The sequence below is a fragment of the Saccharopolyspora sp. NPDC049426 genome (assembly GCF_040676935.1).
GTDB lineage: Bacteria > Actinomycetota > Actinomycetes > Mycobacteriales > Pseudonocardiaceae > Saccharopolyspora.
Genome location: NZ_JBFAPZ010000001.1, coordinates 99,321 through 114,409, shown reverse-complemented (window position 1 = coordinate 114,409; position 15,089 = coordinate 99,321). Strand labels below are relative to the sequence as shown.

The 15,089-nt window shown below is 67.9% G+C and carries 14 protein-coding genes; 5 read left to right on the top strand and 9 right to left on the bottom strand.

The features are described from left to right. Nucleotides 1-53: 53 nt before the first annotated feature. Entirely contained in the window at nucleotides 54-680 is a 627-nt protein-coding gene (locus AB0J78_RS00530; RefSeq protein ID WP_363785374.1) for a GNAT family N-acetyltransferase, read from the bottom strand. A gap of 379 nt (nucleotides 681-1,059) precedes the next feature. Between AB0J78_RS00530 and AB0J78_RS00525 the strand changes: the two genes are divergently transcribed. Both AB0J78_RS00525 and AB0J78_RS00520 read left to right on the top strand, forming a co-directional pair. Further along, entirely contained in the window at nucleotides 1,060-2,397 is a 1,338-nt protein-coding gene (locus AB0J78_RS00525; RefSeq protein ID WP_132685523.1) for a PLP-dependent aminotransferase family protein, read from the top strand. 77 nt (nucleotides 2,398-2,474) lie between these two features. Continuing rightward, on the top strand, nucleotides 2,475-3,425 hold the full coding sequence (locus AB0J78_RS00520; RefSeq protein WP_363785371.1) for a D-alanine--D-alanine ligase: 951 nt from the start codon (nucleotides 2,475-2,477) through the stop codon (nucleotides 3,423-3,425). Nucleotides 3,426-3,559: 134 nt separating this feature from the next. On the opposite strand, the gene AB0J78_RS00515 is transcribed toward AB0J78_RS00520, so the two are convergent. From AB0J78_RS00515 to rpmH, 8 genes are all read right to left on the bottom strand, one after another. Then, on the bottom strand, nucleotides 3,560-4,570 hold the full coding sequence (locus tag AB0J78_RS00515; protein WP_363785368.1) for a ParB/RepB/Spo0J family partition protein: 1,011 nt from the start codon (nucleotides 4,568-4,570) through the stop codon (nucleotides 3,560-3,562). Beyond that, on the bottom strand, nucleotides 4,567-5,496 hold the full coding sequence (locus AB0J78_RS00510) for a ParA family protein (RefSeq protein ID WP_363786339.1): 930 nt from the start codon (nucleotides 5,494-5,496) through the stop codon (nucleotides 4,567-4,569). The genes AB0J78_RS00515 and AB0J78_RS00510 overlap by 4 nt, the downstream gene beginning before the upstream one ends. Before the next feature lie 62 nt (nucleotides 5,497-5,558). Continuing rightward, nucleotides 5,559-6,254 carry a 16S rRNA (guanine(527)-N(7))-methyltransferase RsmG gene (gene rsmG / locus AB0J78_RS00505; protein ID WP_132677511.1) on the bottom strand — a complete coding sequence of 232 codons (696 nt, stop codon included), beginning with the start codon at nucleotides 6,252-6,254 and terminating at the stop codon, nucleotides 5,559-5,561. A 273-nt stretch (nucleotides 6,255-6,527) separates the two neighbouring features. Next, nucleotides 6,528-7,001: a R3H domain-containing nucleic acid-binding protein gene (locus AB0J78_RS00500; protein WP_235876940.1), complete on the bottom strand. Its 474-nt coding sequence runs from the start codon at nucleotides 6,999-7,001 to the stop codon at nucleotides 6,528-6,530. Nucleotides 7,002-7,112: 111 nt separating this feature from the next. Beyond that, a complete protein-coding gene (gene yidC / locus AB0J78_RS00495) occupies nucleotides 7,113-8,051 on the bottom strand; it encodes a membrane protein insertase YidC (protein ID WP_363785366.1) in 939 nt (312 codons plus the stop codon). Nucleotides 8,052-8,056: 5 nt separating this feature from the next. Beyond that, nucleotides 8,057-8,386 carry a membrane protein insertion efficiency factor YidD gene (yidD, locus tag AB0J78_RS00490; RefSeq protein ID WP_363785363.1) on the bottom strand — a complete coding sequence of 110 codons (330 nt, stop codon included), beginning with the start codon at nucleotides 8,384-8,386 and terminating at the stop codon, nucleotides 8,057-8,059. Between the two features lie 17 nt (nucleotides 8,387-8,403). Beyond that, complete coding sequence (gene rnpA, locus AB0J78_RS00485; RefSeq protein ID WP_363785361.1) at nucleotides 8,404-8,835, bottom strand: ribonuclease P protein component; 432 nt, start codon at nucleotides 8,833-8,835, stop codon at nucleotides 8,404-8,406. Between the two features lie 12 nt (nucleotides 8,836-8,847). Next, nucleotides 8,848-8,991, bottom strand: a complete 144-nt coding sequence (gene rpmH, locus AB0J78_RS00480; protein WP_132626978.1) for a 50S ribosomal protein L34 — start codon at nucleotides 8,989-8,991, stop codon at nucleotides 8,848-8,850. A 664-nt stretch (nucleotides 8,992-9,655) separates the two neighbouring features. On the opposite strand from rpmH, the gene dnaA reads away from it, so the two are divergent. From dnaA to gnd, 3 genes are all read left to right on the top strand, one after another. Beyond that, entirely contained in the window at nucleotides 9,656-11,530 is a 1,875-nt protein-coding gene (dnaA, locus tag AB0J78_RS00475) for a chromosomal replication initiator protein DnaA (protein ID WP_363785358.1), read from the top strand. A 1,218-nt stretch (nucleotides 11,531-12,748) separates the two neighbouring features. After that, nucleotides 12,749-13,873: a DNA polymerase III subunit beta gene (gene dnaN, locus AB0J78_RS00470; RefSeq protein WP_363786336.1), complete on the top strand. Its 1,125-nt coding sequence runs from the start codon at nucleotides 12,749-12,751 to the stop codon at nucleotides 13,871-13,873. A 177-nt stretch (nucleotides 13,874-14,050) separates the two neighbouring features. Beyond that, the gene (gene gnd, locus AB0J78_RS00465; protein WP_363785355.1) at nucleotides 14,051-14,938 is read left to right on the top strand and encodes a phosphogluconate dehydrogenase (NAD(+)-dependent, decarboxylating); all 888 of its coding nucleotides are present in this window, start codon (nucleotides 14,051-14,053) and stop codon (nucleotides 14,936-14,938) included. Nucleotides 14,939-15,089 lie beyond the last annotated feature (151 nt).

The following is a 15,089-nucleotide window of genomic DNA, read 5'->3' as shown; positions in this document are numbered from 1 at the left end:
TCAGACGAGGACAGCCGGGATTCCGCTACCGAGCGGGGTGAGCTTGGAATCCGTCAGGCGCCGCCGACGGCCGGTTCCGCCGTCTTGATGGTCACGGACGTCAGCAGGCGCTCCAGGGCCGCCTCGACGTCCTCCTTCCAACTGATGGCGGTGCGCAGCTCCAGTCGCATGCGCGGCCACTTGGGGTGCTGGCGGACGGTCTTGAAGCCGACCTGCTGGAGGAACCCGGCCGGGATCACGCAACCGTCGGCTTCGCCGGTCAGGTCGCCGAACGCCTCGACGGCCTTCACTCCGCGCCGGGTGAGGTCCTTGGCGACGTTCTGCACCAGGATGCGTCCCAGTCCGCCCTCCTCGAACTCCGTGGTCACCTTCAACGCCGTGAGCAGCACGGCGTCCGCGCTCACCGGCGCGGTGGGGAAGGAAGCGGCACGCGGGACGGCGGCCGGCGGCGCGTAGATCGCGTACCCGGCCGGGACACCGTCGACGTAGATGATGCGACCGCAGGAGCCCCACTCCAGCAGAACGCTGGAGACCCAGGCCTCCTTCTCCAGCTCGGTCTCGCCGAACTCCTCCGCCTGCTCCCTGATGTGCGGCGCGAGCTCCCAATAGACGCACCGGCGACACCGCGGGGGCAGGTGGTCGAGGTTGTCCAGCGTGATGCCGACCACGCGTCGCGACACCTGACCTCCTGGCAAGCCGCAATTGCCCGCACGCGACCACGGCGGGTTGACGCCAGAATAGGCCGCTGTCCTGCCGGACGGCTAGCTCCGCTACTCACCCGCACCGCCTCAATGGGGTGACATCCCTAATAGCGACCGAACCAAGATCCAACGGGCGGACTTCGACGACCAGCGCCAACCTGTTGTTCCACGTGAAACAACGGCCTGAAACACCCGAGAACGACAACGAGGCGCCCGCCGTCACCAGGCACGAGCAGGGCCACCGACGAGAGACCTGTTACACAGGCGATACCGCGGAACGATAGGGCCTATAGAATCGCCCGATCGTTTGTACGAGCTGCAAACGCGCTGGTGCGCCTAACCGAAACGGGAGCGCGATATGTCGGATCAAGGAAGCCAACCGGACCAGCCTGACCACTCCGTGGACAAGGCGGCCCGCAACCTGGACGCCTACCGGGCGCGTTACGCCGAGCGGACCGCCGGGATGACCGCTTCCGAGATCCGAGCTCTCTTCGCCGTCGCCAGCCGCCCCGAGGTGGTCTCGCTGGCGGGCGGCATGCCGAACCTCGCCGCCCTTCCGCTGGACTCCCTGGCCACCGAGGTGGCCAGGCTGGTGTCCGAGGACGGGCAGGTCGCGCTGCAGTACGGCTCCGCTCACGGTGTGCCGGAACTGCGCGAGCAGATCTGCGAGGTCATGGCCCTGGAGGGGATCAGCGCCCACCCGGACGACGTGGTGGTGACCGCCGGCTCCCAGATGGGCCTGGACATGGTGACCCGCATCTTCTGCGACCCGGGCGACGTGATCCTGGCCGAGGGGCCGTCCTACGTGGGCGCGCTGGGTTCGTTCGGCGCCTACCAGGCCGAGGTCGTTCACGTCGCGATGGACGAGGACGGCCTGCAGCCGGAGGCGCTGCGCCAGGCGATCGCGGACCTGGGCAAGCAGGGCAAGCGGATCAAGTTCCTGTACACGATCCCCAACTTCCACAACCCGGGCGGCATCACGCTCGCGGTGAACCGGCGGGCGGAGGTCCTGGAGATCTGCCGCCAGGCGGACATCCTCGTCGTGGAGGACAACCCGTACGGCCTGCTGGGCTTCGACGGAAAGCCGTACCCGGCGCTGCGCAGCATGGACCCGGACAACGTGGTGTACCTGGGTTCGTTCTCGAAGACCTTCGCGTCGGGCCTGCGCGTGGGCTGGGTGCTGGCCCCGCTGGCGATCAGGGAGAAGCTGGTCCTCACGGCCGAGTCGGCGACGCTGTGCCCGCCCACGTTGAACCAGATGATCGTCTCCCGCTACCTGTCGACGCACGACTGGCAGGGCCAGATCAAGATCTTCCAAGAGCAGTACCGGGAGCGCCGCGACGCGATGATGTCCGCGCTGGAGCAGCACATGCCGGCGGGCTGCACGTGGACCAAGCCTGAGGGCGGCTTCTTCGTCTGGCTGACCGTGCCGGAGGGCGTGGACACGAAGGCGATGCTGCCGCGCGCGGTGACCCAGCGGGTCGCCTACGTCTCGGGCACCGGCTTCTACCGGGACGGGTTCGGCAGCCGCCAAATGCGGTTGTCCTACTGCTACCCGACGCCGGAGCGGATCCGCGAGGGCGTGCGCCGGCTCGCCAACACGCTGTCCGAGGAGATGGAGCTGGTTCGCACCTTCGGTACCGTGCCGCCCAGGAGCGTGCCGGGACCGCAGGCGCCGTCGCCCGACACCGCGTGAGTTTTCCCCATCCACACGACCGGTCCACTGCGCCTGATCAGGTGCAGTGGACCGCTACTTTTCCGAGGTGCTGAAGAGTGTCTGATCGCTGGGTTGCCGTCCTCGCCGGTGGGCTTTCGCACGAGCGCGATGTGTCGCTGCGTTCCGGCCGCCGGTTGTCCGCCGCGCTGCGCTCGGTCGGCATGACCGTCGCGGAGTGGGACGCCGATGCCCGGCTGCTGTCCCGCTTCACCGAGGAGCGGCCGGACGCGGTGGTCATCGCCCTGCACGGCGGTGAAGGGGAGAACGGCTCGGTGCAGGCCGTGCTGGACATGCTCGGCATCCCCTACGTCGGAACCGGTCCGCACGCTTCCCGTCGCACCTGGGACAAGCCGACTGCGAAGGCTGAGGTGGCCCGTGCAGGGCTGACGACGCCGGACTGGGTGGCACTGCCGCACGCGACCTTCCGCGAGCTGGGAGCGCAAGCCGTGCTGGACGCGCTCGTGAGCAAGCTCGGGTTGCCGCTGATGCTCAAGCCGGACCAGGGCGGCTCGGGGCTGGGTGCCCAGGTGGTGCGCGACGCCGCGGATCTGCCGTCGGCGATGGTGGGCGCGCTTTCCTACGGCGACGCGGTTCTCGTCGAGCGCTTCATCGAGGGGACCGAGGTCGCGATCACCGTCGTCGAGGGACCGGACGGTCCGGAGGCGCTGCCGGCCGTCGAGATCGAAGCGGCCGACGGCGTCTACGACTACACCGCTCGCTACACCGCCGGGCTGACGAACTACCGATCCCCGGCGGACATCTCCGCCGACACCGCCGCGGCGGCGGGCGAGCTGGCGATCGCCGCGCACAAGCTGCTCGGGCTGCGCGACATCTCCCGGACGGACGCGATCATCGACACCGACGGCATCCCGCACTTCCTCGACGCGAAGGTGTCGCCCGGACTGACCGAGACCTCGCTCCTGCCGATGGCGGTCGAGGCCGCCGGGCGATCGCTGGGGGAGACCTACGCCGGACTCGTCGAGCGGGCGATCAAGCGCGGCGGCTGACTCGCGCGTTTCACGTGAAACAAAAGCGGCGGACTCCGTGGAGTCCGCCGCTTTTTCGTCGATCGCCGAACGTCACCAAGATCGGCCGATTCGATCACGATCAGTAATCATCACCGTGACGTAAGGCCCCGGTGTCATTCCTCGCTGATTCCACGGCCTTCTTGGCCCAAGATCAATTCTGCGATGCGTTCAAGATCGTCGATCGACCCGTACTCGATGACGATCTTGCCCTTCCGGCTTCCACGGGACACCTTCACCTTGGTGTCGAAGTGGTTCGCGAGCCGATCCGCCAGCCGATCGAAGCCAGGCGCCTGGATCTGCTTCTTCGCCGAGGACTTCTCCTTCGCAGGAGCCTCGGACTTCTTGAGCGTCACCTGCTCCTCGGTCGCGCGGACCGAAAGACCCTCCGCGACGATCCGCTTCGCGAGGTCCTCCTGGTGCCCGACGTCGTCGAGGCTCAGCAACGCGCGGGCGTGGCCGGCGGACAGCACGCCGACGGCGACCCGACGCTGGACTTCGAGGGGGAGGCGCAGCAGCCGGATGGTGTTGGTGATGACCGGACGACTGCGACCGATCCGGTCCGCGAGTTCATCGTGAGTCACGCCGAACTCATCGAGCAGCTGCTGGTAGGCCGCCGCCTCTTCCAGCGGGTTGAGCTGCACGCGGTGGATGTTCTCCAGCAGCGCGTCCCGGAGCAGTGCGTCGTCCTTGGTCTCTCGGACGATCGCGGGGATGTACTCCAGACCGGCCAGCTGGGAAGCGCGCCACCGGCGCTCGCCCATGATCAGCTCGTACTGATCGTCCTCGATCTCGCGCACCACGATGGGCTGCATGAGCCCGAACTCGCGGATCGAGTGCTCCAACTCGTTGAGCGCTTCCTCGTCGAAGACCTGACGAGGCTGCTTCGGGTTGGGGTTGATCGATGCGATGGCGATCTCTTTGTAGACGGCACCCGCAACGGACCCCTGCGCCTCGCTCTCCGTTTCACGTGAAACGGAGGGCTCGGGCTGGGAGCCGCCGTAGGCGGGCCCACCGCGCATCCCGGAGGTCGTCCCGCTCAGCGTGGCGCCATCGGCACCGGCTGGGGGAGCGCTCGGGATCAGCGCGGCGATACCGCGGCCCAGACCACCTCGTCGCTCGGTCATGCTGTCTTCCTTTCGGCACCCCGCTCCGCGATCTCTCGCGCCGCGTCCAGGTAGCTCATCGAGCCTCGTGATCCCGGATCGTAGGTCAGCACAGTCTGACCGAAGCCCGGAGCTTCAGAAATCTTCACGCTACGCGGAATCACCGTCCGCAGGGTCAGGTCACCGAAATGACCGCGCACCTCGGCGGTGACCTGATCGGCGAGCTTCGTCCGCCCGTCGTACATCGTCAGCAGGATCGTCGAGACCCACAGCGCCGGGTTGAGGTGGGACTGCACCAGCTCGATGTTGCGGAGGAGCTGTCCCAGCCCCTCCAGCGCGTAGTACTCGCACTGGATCGGGATCAGCACCTCGTGCGCGGCGACCAACGCGTTCACCGTGAGCAGGCCGAGCGACGGCGGGCAGTCCACGAAGACGTAGTCGAAGTCCAACGCCTCGACCGCTTCGGCGTTCAGGGCCTCCTTCAGGCGGCCCTCGCGAGCCACCATCGTGACGAGCTCGATCTCCGAGCCGGCGAGGTCGATCGTGGCCGGGACGCAGAAGAGGTTGTCCGACTGGGTGCTCTTGGCCGCCGCGTCCGCGACGCTGATCTCACCGAGGAGCACCTCGTAGACCGAGGGGACGCCACCGCGGTGCTCGACGCCCAGCGCCGTGCTCGCGTTCCCCTGCGGGTCGAGGTCGATCACCAGAACCTTGAGCCCGTGCAGCGCCAACCCGGCCGCGAGGTTCACCGTGCTCGTCGTCTTGCCGACGCCGCCCTTCTGGTTGGCCACGGTGATGATGCGCCGGTTCTTGGGGCGGGGGAGGTCCAGCTCGTCGGGGTGCAGCACGCGCGTCGCGCGCTGCGCCTCCTCCATGATCGGAGTCCAGCCGATGTCGTCCCGGCCGAAACTCATGGCGTTGGTCTCCGGGCCGGAGGGGAATCGCATGGCGCCCATCGCGCGCCCCCTTGTTTCACGTGAAACCCGACCCGCTCCGTTTTCCTCCGGATTCACCGTCCACGTTCCTTTCTCGCTCGACGTGTCTCACGACGCCGACCGGACGAGGTTCGGGCCGCCGCGACCCGCTCCACCACGACAACGGTCGTCGGCACATCGAGTACGCCGACACCGCATGATTTGACTTCGCCACGACCGCCACCGGCCGCGGCGATCGCCGCCGCATCCCGTTCGAGTTCTTCAGCCGCGCTATCGCCCTTCATGGCGAGCAGTAGGCCGTCCTGCCGCAGCAGCGGGAGAGACCACTTCGCGAGCCGTTCCATCGGCGCCACGGCGCGCGCGGTCACGACGTCCTGATCGGCAAGTCGTTCGCGCACCGGACCCTCCTCGGCACGACCACGCACCACCTCGACGGTGAGTGCCAGCTCGGTGATGACTTCCTGCAACCACGTCACCCGCCGAGCCATCGGCTCCAGCAAGGTGAGGGTGAGATCCGGGCGAGCGATCGCCAACGGGATGCCCGGCAACCCCGCCCCAGAGCCTACGTCCACAACCCGGCTTTGAGGGGGTAGCAACTCCGCAATCACAGCAGAGTTCAGCAGATGTCTTTCCCAGAGCCGGTCCAATTCGCGTGGACCGATCAATCCGCGACGGATTCCGTGCTCGTGGAGTAACTCGGCGAACCTCTCCGCCAACTCCACTCGCTCGCCGAAAACGACCCGCGCCGCCTCGGGCGCACCTCCGGTCAAGACATTCACCCCGCTGTTTCACGTGAAACGAAAGACTTCGCGTCTAGCCTGCCGGATCGCGATCCCAAGCCGCGCACCAACCCGCTGTTTCACGTGAAACCACGCCGAACGAGTACCGGCGAGGCCAAGGACCATTCAGCCAGACCAGAGTTTCAGAACGGTTGCACCACGACTACAGCCCAGTCCGCCCAGTGGCAAACCGGTAAGTGTTCAAGTCGACAAAACGCCCCCGCCGGACCGAAGTCCGACGGGGGCGTTCAGCAGGGGAGCGGGTCAGCTCTTGAAGACGACGACCTTGCGGTTGGGCTCTTCGCCTTCGCTCTCGCTGTACACCCCATCGATCGCCGCAACGGCGTCGTGGATGATCTTCCGCTCGAACGGGGTCATCGGCCGCAGCCGAGCCTCCTGGCCGCTCTTGAGGACCTCTTCGGCGGTGGACCGGCCGATCTCGGAGAGCTCCTCACGGCGTCCGGCCCGCCAGCCGGCGACGTCGAGCATGAGCCGGCTGCGCACGCCGGTGTCTTGCTGGACGGCGAGCCGGGTCAGCTCCTGCAGGGCTTCGAGCACCTGGCCGCGGCCACCGACGAGCTTCTCGAGGTCGGAGCCTCCGTCGATGCTCACCACCGCACGGCCGGCCTCCACGTCGAGGTCGATGTCGCCGTCGTAGTCGAGCAGGTCGAGCAGCCGCTCCAGGTAGTCGCCCGCGACGTCACCTTCCTGCACCAGCAGGGCCTCGGTGTTGGACACCTCGGGGGAGGACTCGTCGTTGGCGGGGGAGTCGGTGGCCTCGGCGACGGCCGGGCTCTCCTGCACAGTTTCAGACACTGGGTGTCTCCTCTCCAGGGGTTCGCGACAGGGTCAGCGGGTCTCGCCCGGCTTGTCCGTGTCACGAGCGCGGTCTTCGATCACCCCGGGGATCTCACCGGGTTGGTCATCGGACGCCTTCTCAGCGGTGGCCGAACCAGCAGTGGCCGACGTCGTGCCTGCCGGGTTCGCGACCGCGGGCGCGTCAGCGGACGCAGCCTCCTCGCGATCGATCCGGCGGTACACCACTCGTTGCTGTCCCAGCGTCCAGAAGTTGTTGGCCAGCCAGTAGATCAGAATGGCCAGCGGGAGGAACGGACCACCGACGATAGCGAACATCGGGAAGATCCACAGCATCAGTTTGTTGGTCATCGCCGCCTGCGGGCTGGCGGCGGCCTCGGGGCTCTGCCGCTGCAGCGAGTGCCGGGCGGTGAAGTGCGTGGCGATCGCGGCGGCGATCATCAGCGGCACGGCGACGGTCATCATGGACAGCCGGTCGGTGCCGAACGTGGCGAGCAGCTCGGTCGGCTGGCTGAGCGTGTTGGACAGCTTCGCGCCGAACAGGTCGGCCTCGACGAAGGAGGCGACGTCGGCGGCGTTGAACACGAAGTTGCCGGGGGCACCGGGCTTGAAGCCGTTGAGCACGTGGAAGAGACCGATGAACACCGGGACCTGCACGAGCATGGGCAGGCAGCCGGAGAGCGGGTTGAAGCCCTGCTCGGTCTGGAGCTTCTGCATCTCCGCGGCGAGCTTCTGCTTGTCGTCGCCGTGCTTCTCCTGCAACTCCCGCACCAGGGGAGCGAAGTCCTGCATCTTCTTCATCGACCGGACCTGGTGCACGAACGGCTTGAACAGCAGCGCGCGCAGGGTGAAGACCAGGAAGATGACCGACAGCGCCCAAGCGAACCCGCTCGACGGTTCGAGCACGGAGCCGAAGACCTTGTGCCAGAACCAGAGGATGGCCGACACGGGGTAGTAGATGAAGTCCAGCACGCGGGCTACTCCTCGGCGGGTTTGTCGGAAAGGCGAATACCGGCTCGCCGCTCACGGGGTGGTGGGACCGGGTCCAGTCCTCCGGGGTGCCAGGGGCCACAACGCAGGAGCCTGCGGACGGTGAGCCATCCGCCGCGGAACAACCCGTGCACGGTCAGTGCCTCAACAGCGTAGGCGCTGCAGCTGGGGTAGAACCGGCACATCGGCGGCAGCAGCGGGGAGATGACCTTGCGGTAGACGTGCACCGGGCCGAGCAGGAGCCAGGCGGACAGGTGCGGTTTGCTCCCCGCACGACTTTCGTCATGCGATTCGTCATGCCGCCGATCCGGTGCCATCTCCTGCAACCCCGCCATCAACTGCTGTCCGGGCCATCGGGGTAACGGACGCGAAGCTTTTTCAACGCCGCGTCGATGTCGGTGCCGAGCTCCCGGCTGGACGCGTCCGCTGCCGGAGGCAGCGCCCGAACCACCACCAGTGTGCCAGCGGGCAGGTCCGGGAGGCGGTCTCGCATCAAGTGCCGCAGACGGCGGGCGACCCGGTGGCGCACCACCGCGACACCCACGGCCTTGCTGACGACAAAACCCACCCGGGTCGAAGCAGACGAGTCCCGGGTGGGTGCCGTATTAGCTTGAGCCTCCGACTTGGCCTCACCACCGACCCGAGCCCGGGTCTGATCCGGGCGCAGGACGTGGACCACCAGTCGGGGACGTCCGGCCCGACGACCACGACGGACCACCAGGCGAAAGTCCTGGTTCCTGGTCAGCCGGGCTGCCGTGGGAAGCACGGCCGGACGCGATCAGGCAGACAGCTGCGCGCGGCCCCGGCGACGGCGCGTGGCCACGATGGCCCGGCCGGCGCGAGTGCGCATGCGCAGCCGGAACCCGTGCTTCCTGGCACGGCGGCGGTTGTTCGGCTGGAAAGTGCGCTTGCCCTTGCTCACGGTCGGATCTCCCGGTTACTACAGGCACCGATGGTCAGTTCGGACCACGGTTCGGTCTTGGTGTCCCCGGTTCTTCAACCCGCAGGTCCGCAGGTTACGGACCAAGAGCCGCAAGGCCGGGCGTGATGTCGGCGCGCCGACATGCCCGCTGCACAAGCGGGGGACTGTACGAGGGTACGCCAGAGCCAACAGCAGGTTCACAGCCGGGGTCGGCATCCGGCGATATCGGCCCCATAACGAAGGCGGCCAGGCCCGGCGAAGCGGGTCGCGAGGCTCGCGGAGATGTCCGCGCTGGTGATCGGGTCACCGCTCGTCGACACCGACGAGCCTGCCACATCACGATCTCCGCGAGGCCCCGGGGACCTGCTTGTGGCTGAGGCCTCCGCTTGTTAGCGTGCCTCCCTGCGATGTCGCGGGCCGGTGGTTGGGAGCATCGGTCGGCAGTCAGGGGGAACTGACCTGGATCGCAGGGGTACTACGGCCCCAGGGGGAGACACCGGAGCGGGCTGCCGTACCTTCATACACACGCTGTGGACAACTCTGTGGACACGTGTGCCCATCGAGTCGCCCACTCGTTCCGTGGTACCCGCTACCCGTGCAACCTTGGGGGTTGGGGACCGGGGCCGCAACCGGGGAGCATCAAGCGAGGGGAGGGGAGCAGGCGGTGTCCGACCACCAAGCCGATCTCGGTCGAGTTTGGGAAGAGGTGGTGCAGGAGCTGTCCTCCGGCACTCTCTCGCCGCAGCAACGCGCGTGGATGCGGGTCACCCGCCCCATCGGGCTGCTCGACGGGACCGCGCTGCTGGCCGCTCCGAGCGATTTCGCGAAGGAAGCCATCGAACGCGCGCTGCGCGATCCGATCACCGATGCCCTCTCCCGCCGTCTCGGCCGCGACGTCTCGCTGGCCGTGAAGGTCGACACCGCGGTGCCCGCGCCGACCCGCCCGGTCGCCGCGCCCGCGCCCGCGCCCGCACCGGCGCCCGCCCCGGAGACCTGGAGCCCGCGCGGTGGCGACGACCAGTCGTCCTCCAGCTACATCTCCGTTCCCGGTTACGGCGGCGACAGCTCCTTCGGGCACACCGCCCACACCGGTTCGATCGCGCACACCGGATCCATCCCGATCGTGCCCAGCACCGGTCCGCACAGCGCCGGTTCTCCCAGCTCGGAGTCTCAGGGCAGGCACGCCGCGCCCGAGCCGAAGCCGAAGGCCGCGGACATCGACTTCCCGACGGCCGAGTTCAAGTGGCCCAACGGCGAGGTCCCGAAGCCCGCCTCGGCCAAGCCGGAACCCGAGGCGGAACCGGAGCCCGAACTCGCCGAATCCGCGTCCGAGAGCTCGGACACCTCCACCGACTCGAGCTCGGGTGAGCCCGAACCCGGTGAGCAGGCCGCTGACGAGGGCGTGTGGCCGACCTTCGGTCGCGGCCAGGGCGGTCAGACGATCCCGTCGGCCGAGCCGCAGCAGGGCCAGCCGTTCACGGCGCCCAAGCACGCGCCGCCGACCTCGCAGACCAGGCTCAACGCCAAGTACACCTTCGACACCTTCGTGATCGGTTCGTCGAACCGGTTCGCGCACGCTGCCGCGGTCGCCGCGGCCGAGGCACCCGCTCGGGCGTACAACCCCCTGTTCATCTGGGGCGAGTCGGGTCTCGGCAAGACGCACCTGCTGCACGCGGTCGGGCACTACACGCAACGGCTGTTCCCGGGGATGCGCGTCCGGTACGTCTCGACCGAGGAATTCACCAACGACTTCATCAACTCGCTGCGCGACGACCGGCAGGTGGCGTTCCAGCGCCGCTACCGGGACGTCGACGTGCTGCTGGTCGACGACATCCAGTTCTTGGAGGGCAAGGAAGGCACCCAGGAGGAGTTCTTCCACACCTTCAACACGCTGCACAACTCGAACAAGCAGATCGTGGTGTCCTCCGACCGGCCGCCGAAGGGGCTGCGCACGCTGGAGGACCGGCTGCGCACCCGGTTCGAGTGGGGTCTGATCACCGACATCCAGCCGCCTGAGCTGGAGACCCGGATCGCGATCCTCCGCAAGAAGGCGGCCCAGGACCGGATGAACGCGCCGGCCGACGTGCTGGAGTTCATCGCCTCCCGCATCGAGCGCAACATCCGCGAGCTGGAGGGCGCGCTGATCCGGGTCACGGCGTTCGCGTCGCTGAACCGCCAGCCCGTCGACCTGCAGCTGGCCGAGATCGTGCTGCGCGATCTGATCCCGGACTCGCAGACCCCGGAGATCACCGCGCCGACGATCATGGCGGTCACCGCGGACTACTTCGGCGTGACCATGGACGACCTCTGCGGGCCCGGCAAGACGAAGGCGCTGGCCCAGGCCCGGCAGATCGCGATGTACCTGTGCCGCGAGCTGACGGACTCGTCGCTGCCGAAGATCGGCCAGTACTTCGGCAGCCGTGACCACACCACCGTCATGTACGCCGACAAGAAGATCCGCAAGGAGATGGCCGAGCGCCGGCGCGTGTACGAACACGTCCAGGAGCTGACCGCCCGCATCAAGCAGCAGTCCCGCTGATCGACCGCACCACGCCGAGGACAACCGCCGTCCGAGTAGTTCTCGGTCCTTTCCGCACCCCGCCTGCCTGACCAAGCCGGTCAACGCGAGGCTCTGACCTGCACCTTTTCGGCGCCAGCCGCTCATTTCGCCGCTGACGGGATTTTGCGGGTCCCCTGGTGTGATTCCCTAGGCCGCGCACGGCCCATCTTTCTGATACCGGGGCGTGCCCGCGTCCACCCACCGCAGCAGAAATGTTCAGGCGTTCCGGCCCGGGTTCACCCCTGCCCCCGCGCCCGCACCCGTGGCCGTCGAGGTGCTCGCGAGGGTTTCTGCTGGACCGCTCCGGCCTGAACCCGGGTGCTGAGCAGAAAGATTCGAGCCAGATCCGGTCGTCCGTCGGGCCCGCCGAACGCCTCCGCGCAAGGCCTGCGCCCGGAAATCACCACTTTCAGTGTTCGTCCGGGCGCGGTGCGTGCGTCTCCGAAGATTGTCGCCAAGAACTTTTCTGCCCGGCCCCGTGGGCTTCACCTCACCGCCAGAACAAAAAACCGCCGAAGACACCAGCTGTCCACAGAGATTCAATCCCCAGGCTTGACCTGCAAATATCCCCAGTTCATCCACAAGCTGTGCACAGTCTGCCCACATGGTTGAGGCCGGTTGCCAACAGAGTTCCCACAACTCTGCCCACAACCCGACCGGTGGAGAACGCCCAATCCACCCGGGGATGGGTACAACCTGGGGTCCGACTGTGGATGGGAGTGTGGACAACTGGGGATGGTTGTGGAAGAACTCAAGACGGTCAGAAGTTGTCCACCACCCGGCTGTCGTAGTCCCCGGTTACTTCCAGTGGCCATCCACACGCGATCACGCCACCCGACCAGCCCAAACGACGGTTGTCCCCACAACTCACAGGCCTTACTACTACTGCGGACATTTCTTCTCTTCTTAGAAAAAAAGAAAAGAGAACTAGGGGCGGTGGATAAGTGGACAACTCCCGCCTCGGCGCTCGAACCGGCTCGGGCCAACAGCCACGACCCGGATGCGGAGATCGGTGAGCACGCTCTACGGTGGAACTCCCCGCAACGAGAAGCCCGGCTCGAACTCCTAGCGAAGTTCAAGCTGTTCTCGCCGCGGGATCGCTTCGCCCCCGATGCGGAGCACACCGAACCTTCCAGCCGCGCACGGCTCGACACAGTTCTCGGCAGCCGAGCCACGGCTGAAACCGAAAGGACACCCATGAAGATCCGCGTGGAGCGTGACGGTCTTGCCGACGCCGTCGCCTGGGTCGCGCGCAGCCTGCCGTCGCGGCCACCGGTTCCGGTGCTGGGCGGGGTGCTGCTCGATGCGAGTTCCGGGGAAGCGCTGACCATCTCCGGCTTCGACTACGAGGTTTCCGCCCAGGTCACCATCGACGCCTCGATCGACGCCAGCGGGAAGACCCTGGTCTCCGGGCGTCTGCTGGCGGACATCACCAAGGCACTGCCGGCACGCCCGGTCGAGCTGACCGTTGACGGCTCCCGGGTGACCATCACCTGCGGCAGCTCGCGGTTCAGCCTGCCGACCATGCCGGTCGAGGACTACCCGGCGCTGCCGGAGATGCCCGAGCACGCCGGATCCGTGCCGACCGACCTGTTCAGCGAAGCGGTCGGCCAGGTCGCCGTGGCCGCGGGCAAGGACGACACGCTCCCGATGCTCACCGGCATCCGGATGGAGATCAACGCGGACAAGCTGACCATGGTCGCCACCGACCGGTTCCGGCTGGCGATGCGCGAGATCACCTGGGAGCCCGGCACGAGCATCACGGACACCCAGGTGCTGGTCCCGGCCAAGACGCTGGCGGACTCCGCCAAGACGCTGGGCGCCGGTGCGAGCAAGGTCGAGATCTCGCTGGCCTCCGGCGACGGACTGCTCGGCCTGTCCGGCACGACCCGCCGGAACACCAGCCGGCTGCTGGACGCGGAGTTCCCCAAGTACCGGCAGCTGCTGCCCGCCGAGACCGCGGTGACCGCGAACATCGACGTCGGGCCGCTGGCCGAGGCGATCAAGCGCGTGTCGCTGGTGGCCGAGCGCGGCACGCAGGTCCGGCTGGAGTTCTCCGACCGCCTGCTGCGGCTGTCCGCCGGGGGCGACGACGAAGGCAGCGCCGAGGAAGAGCTCCCGATCGAGCTCGACGGCGAGGAGCTGACCATCGCGTTCAACCCCGCGTACCTGCTCGACGGACTCAGCGCGCTGAAGTCCGAGCGCGCCCAGATGCAGTTCACCACCGCCAACCGCCCGGCGCTGATCAAGCCGATCGACGACGAGGGCCAGGTCCAGGAGGGTTACCTCTACCTGTTGATGCCGGTCCGCCTGCCCGGCTGACCTCCGACGCGGCCGAGGTGGTGCGCGGCTCACATCCGGCGCACCACCCGCCTCGTCGTCCCGGTTCGTGGTCGTAGGCTCGCGCCAGATCGATTCAGCGGGTGCCATGATCCCGCAGCGCGGCCGGCCACGCGCCGACCTCCACAAGTCGACACACAGTTCGGATAGGGAGTTCCAGTGCAACTCGGGCTTGTCGGCCTCGGCCGAATGGGTTTCAACATGCGCGAGCGGCTGCGGGCCGCCGGCCACGAGGTCGTGGGGTACGACCGCAACCCGGACGTCAGCGATGCGGCGTCCTTGGCGGAGATGGTCGAGAAGCTGGCCGGTCCGCGGATCGTGTGGATCATGGTTCCGCACGGCGACCCGACCCGGCAGACCGTCGAGGAGCTGTCCGGACTGCTGTCCGCCGGTGACCTGGTGATCGAGGGCGGGAACTCCAAGTTCACCGATGACCAGGCGAATGCCGCGCTGCTGGCGGAGAACGGCATCAAGTACGTCGACGTCGGCGTGTCCGGCGGTGTCTGGGGCGCCAAGAACGGGTACGGCCTGATGGCCGGCGGTGACGCCGAGGACGTCGAACGCGCGCTGCCGATCTTCGACGCGCTGCGGCCGGAGGGTCCGCGCGACGAGGGCTTCGCGCACTCCGGTCCGGTCGGGGCCGGTCACTACGCGAAGATGGTGCACAACGGCATCGAGTACGGCCTGATGCAGGCCTACGCCGAGGGCTTCGAGCTGCTCGCCGCCTCCGACGTCGTCACCGACGTGCCCGCCACCATCAAGGCGTGGAGCAAGGGCACCGTGGTGCGCTCCTGGCTGCTCGACCTGCTGGTTCGCGCGCTCGACGAGGACCCGGAGCTGTCCGAGCTGCGCGGCTACGTGCAGGACTCGGGCGAGGGCCGGTGGACCATCGAGGAAGCGATCAACAACGCGGTCCCGGCCCCGGTCATGACCGCCGCGCTGTACGCCCGGTTCGCCTCGCGCCAGGAGGACTCGCCCGCGATGAAGGCGGTCTCGGCGCTGCGCAACCAGTTCGGCGGCCACGCGGTCCAGAAGTCCGAGGGCTGAACTCCCGGCTCCTCGTGTGGGGGCGTTTCGGCTGAAGCGTCCCCACACCGCGGGAACGTCGACGGGGAGACTTGTCGACAAATCTCCCCGTCGTTCCGCGGGTGTCCGCGCTGGTCGCGGCACGCGGACAGGCCGTCCGGCACGGTCCGGA

What these genes read in the sequence shown, in the direction of transcription:
- AB0J78_RS00525 (WP_132685523.1), top strand. Translation starts at nt 1,060, where the DNA reads ATGTCGGATCAAGGAAGCCAACCGGACCAGCCTGACCACTCCGTGGAC.
- AB0J78_RS00510 (WP_363786339.1), bottom strand. Translation starts at nt 5,496, where the DNA reads ATGCGATTCCCCTCCGGCCCGGAGACCAACGCCATGAGTTTCGGCCGG.
- dnaN (WP_363786336.1), top strand. Translation starts at nt 12,749, where the DNA reads ATGAAGATCCGCGTGGAGCGTGACGGTCTTGCCGACGCCGTCGCCTGG.
- AB0J78_RS00515 (WP_363785368.1), bottom strand. Translation starts at nt 4,570, where the DNA reads ATGACCGAGCGACGAGGTGGTCTGGGCCGCGGTATCGCCGCGCTGATC.
- yidD (WP_363785363.1), bottom strand. Translation starts at nt 8,386, where the DNA reads ATGGCACCGGATCGGCGGCATGACGAATCGCATGACGAAAGTCGTGCG.